Annotated in this window: 3 protein-coding genes and 3 tRNA genes; 4 read left to right on the top strand and 2 right to left on the bottom strand. The window is 33.8% G+C overall.

What is annotated here, in order from left to right; all coding sequences use genetic code 11:
* Nucleotides 1-76: 76 nt before the first annotated feature.
* The 4 genes from AC3AX0_RS09530 (at nt 77) to AC3AX0_RS09515 (ending at nt 752) form a co-directional block, all read left to right on the top strand.
* Nucleotides 77-153, top strand: a tRNA-His gene (locus AC3AX0_RS09530).
* 14 nt (nt 154-167) lie between these two features.
* Nucleotides 168-241 (top strand) — tRNA-Cys (locus AC3AX0_RS09525).
* 10 nt (nt 242-251) lie between these two features.
* Nucleotides 252-328, top strand: a tRNA-Arg gene (locus AC3AX0_RS09520).
* Nucleotides 329-536: 208 nt separating this feature from the next.
* A complete protein-coding gene (locus AC3AX0_RS09515; protein WP_487550058.1) occupies nt 537-752 on the top strand; it encodes a hypothetical protein in 216 nt (71 codons plus the stop codon).
* A 1,009-nt stretch (nt 753-1,761) separates the two neighbouring features.
* Here AC3AX0_RS09515 and AC3AX0_RS09510 read toward each other — a convergent pair.
* Both AC3AX0_RS09510 and AC3AX0_RS09505 read right to left on the bottom strand, forming a co-directional pair.
* Nucleotides 1,762-2,631: a GNAT family N-acetyltransferase gene (locus AC3AX0_RS09510; RefSeq protein WP_487550057.1), complete on the bottom strand. Its 870-nt coding sequence runs from the start codon at nt 2,629-2,631 to the stop codon at nt 1,762-1,764.
* Nucleotides 2,632-2,714: 83 nt separating this feature from the next.
* Nucleotides 2,715-2,966, bottom strand: a complete 252-nt coding sequence (locus AC3AX0_RS09505) for a hypothetical protein (RefSeq protein WP_487550056.1) — start codon at nt 2,964-2,966, stop codon at nt 2,715-2,717.
* Nucleotides 2,967-3,467 lie beyond the last annotated feature (501 nt).

Below are 3,467 nucleotides of genomic sequence, written 5' to 3'. Positions count from 1 at the left end.
AGCCCTGGCCTTCCAAGCCTGTCGCGAGGGTCCGATTCCCTTCACCCGCTCCAATGAAATTTCATAACATATCGTGGTGGGTATGGCTCAGCTGGTTAGAGCACCGGATTGTGATTCCGGGGGTCGTGGGTTCGAATCCCATTATCCACCCCATTTTATTAATTTGTGGCGCCATAGCCAAGTGGTAAGGCAGAGGACTGCAACTCCTTCACCCCCAGTTCAAATCTGGGTGGCGCCTCCAACTGTACTTTGCACCCTTAGCTCAGTTGGATAGAGTGTCTGACTACGAATCAGAAGGCCGCAAGTTCGAATCTTGCAGGGTGCACCATAGGTACAACTGATATCAAGGCTTAGAGCCTTTTTTTTATTTTTTGGAAAGTTAACGCTGTTTTTTTGAACGAATGTAAAATAATGGGAATAATACAAGATGATTCAGTAAAATCCTTGTAATATAACAAGAAAGAGAGTATGATAAAGGAACTTTAGTAAGGAATTTATGAAGGTTGAAATCAATTAATAAGTAGAGGGAAGAATAGATGACAGAGAAAATGTTTAAAACAATAAACAACATAATATTTACAGCCTTTATTATATTATCAGCATATGTATTGATTAGAGTATATATAGTGAGAAGCTCTGTTCCAGAAGGAATGTGTCCTGTTGAAAACTATAGCCCCTTATTCTTTATTGCAATAGTACTGGGGATAGTATCTTTTTTATTTTCATTTTTAAAAAAGTGGCTGGTCAAATAGAATTTTGTACTGACCCCCATAAGTTAGACCTAAAAATCTAACTTATGGGAGGTCAGTTTTTTAATGATAAAATACAGTTTCTTTTCATGAAAACTGTTGTTAAGATAGAGCTTGAAGGGATGTTCTTATGCCAAAGGCTCGTTCCGACAAGGGTGCTTCACGTACCCTCAATGATACTGCCATCGAAGAGATTTTTCGCTTCTGTCCAGCGTTTCATCAGGAAATATGACTTGGAATTTGCAAGAAACCCGAACATTAAGGACCGGTGGATCTATGCTTAGAGACTACTTCAATTCAGTCTCTTGACCATTTTAACGAGCTACTGTTTGACTATATACTTCAACACAACACTATGGTTCACAGTTCTACAAAACAAACTCTAATGGATCGTTTTGTTCTTATCTCATAATCGTTATTTGAGAGATATGAATAAAATAGAGTTTTTGTTGCATCTATATACTGTTTAACATGCCAGTAACCTTCAGGTGGTTTCAGCAGTGGTTAAAGTCTCTAGAATTGAACTGGGTGACATTCGAAGATATTTTTGAGAAAGTAGAACCAGCTTTGAAAAATATTGATATAACTAATGTTAATGATGCTTATGAAGTGTGGGAAATGATGACACAGATATTAAATAAATAATTGATATGTATGTTAAGAGTGTAAATAATCAAGATTCAAGAAATTTTTGAACAGAACAGAACATAAATAAGAGTACATGCATAAAGCAATCTTTAAAATTGATTTTAAGACGTTTAATCGAATAAAGTTGAGTAACCGGCAAATCGAACAATAAAAGTGCTTAAACACAAGTTGGTGGTAAATTAGTAGCAATGTACATGTTTTATAATATTATATAGAAATAAATATGTTAGGGAAGGAAGTAACTAAGAAAAGATTGTAGAAGCCTGAAAAAAGACTCTAAAATAGAGATGGGTAAATATTTTCATTTTTAAAAAAGTGGCTGGTCAATTAGAATTTTGACGGCCACTTTTCTTATTTTTGTTATTTAGCTGTTGACTGATTTTTTGAACCAGGTAGATAATAGCTCCTTTTCACGAAAACCGTTGTGTAGATAGAGCTTGAATGCATTTTCATTGGTGTCTGCAACCATCATTTCAATCTTTTTAACTCCCAATGAATATAAATATCCCATGCATTGATTCAGCAGCATTTTCCCGTAACCCTTTTTTTGTTCGTCAGGATTAATGGCAATACCATCAATCCATCCTTTATCGTCTTTAATTCTCAATTCATAAACCCCAACGCATATGCCGTTAATTTTGAAAAGGCCGTATTTATTGGATAAAGGTTCCTCCAGTAATGAATAGGCTTCATCATCAGATACAGTCGCTCCATTTGGAGTATTCATGAATCCAGAAGTCATTATTGCAGCATATAAAGGAGCATTGTCTTTATCGAGTGGAACAAGGTTTGGATGACTGATTATTCTTTTGTCATCATGGACCAATTTAATAAAACTGTGGGAATATAAAAAGCCGTAATCCTTAACCGATTCTGTTAAATTGACATTGTGAGGTTTTAATCCCAAACTGACAATGTCGGCTCCCTTATTTTTGGCAATATCTATTGCCTTGTTTATAAGTTCTTCAAACACTTCTATAGAAATGCAATTTATTGCTGTAATGAAGCCTTCTTTTTTTACTGGGATTTCTGCAGTAACAATCCCTATTGAACCAAGAATCTCAGAATGATTGAAATAAAACATTAATGTGTCACCTTTATTGAAGATGTTGCTGGTAAGATATTTCTTCCTTTCATCCTTATTTGAATTATTTGAACTTTTTGAATGTTCAAATATGAAACTAAGCGCCTTATCCTTTTCGGTAACATCCAAGCTGGACCATGATACTATCATATTTATCTCCTTTTTATCAAAATTAATGCCATCTTATAAGCAGTACTATAGGATGGCATGATATTATTAGTATTTAAAGTAAATCAGCAGATCGCTAGTCTTACTTCTTTATTAGTTTTTTTTGAGATGGTTGCTATATTTTCCTTATCACAGTATTTACAGTAGAAGGTATAGGTGACAGACAACTCATCTTCGTTTATGAGTTTTGCGTAACTTATATTTCTGTCAAATGAGTGCATCTCGCAATGAATAGAATGATTATTATTTTTATTGACTGGCTTCCATTTAATTTTCTCATTACAACATTTGCACTTCTTGATTCTTAATCTTTTCATCGTTTCCTCCAGCTAAAATAATTAAAAGTCCCTTCATGCATCTTGAGGGGATTAAGAACATAAAATGTATAACTAGGTCATACCTGCAGATGAAGATATTAATGAACTACCCTGAATATTAACAACAATAAAATTATATCACTTAGTATTGGGGATTACAAGAATACTAATTTAATAATAATGGTATCGAATTACATTGAAATAGTAGGAATTTGTTATTGACAATGTGGCAATCAGATTCTATAATTATAGATACGTCCTTACAAGTAAAGGTTATGTGAAATTGTTAATAACGGGTTTTTGAAAAAATCAAAATTAATAGTTGACAATTGAAGAATAAATCATTATACTGATGAAGCACCTCGAAAGAGGACGAAAAAAACAGCTGAAAAGCATGAGGAAAACTGAAAATGATAGTTTGAAAAAAACTAAAAAATACAGTTGACAAAATGAGATTCAGTCGCTATACTGATAAAGCGCCTCAAAAGAGGAGCGAAAGAC

It is taken from the genome of Dethiosulfatibacter sp. (assembly GCF_983023055.1).
Note: the sequence above shows the minus strand (reverse complement) of the source record. Positions and strands in the feature narration are given on the sequence as shown.

Coding starts and splice junctions, on each gene's coding strand:
- AC3AX0_RS09515 (WP_487550058.1), top strand. CDS start 537: ATGACAGAGAAAATGTTTAAAACAATAAACAACATAATATTTACAGCC.
- AC3AX0_RS09505 (WP_487550056.1), bottom strand. CDS start 2,966: ATGAAAAGATTAAGAATCAAGAAGTGCAAATGTTGTAATGAGAAAATT.
- AC3AX0_RS09510 (WP_487550057.1), bottom strand. CDS start 2,631: ATGATAGTATCATGGTCCAGCTTGGATGTTACCGAAAAGGATAAGGCG.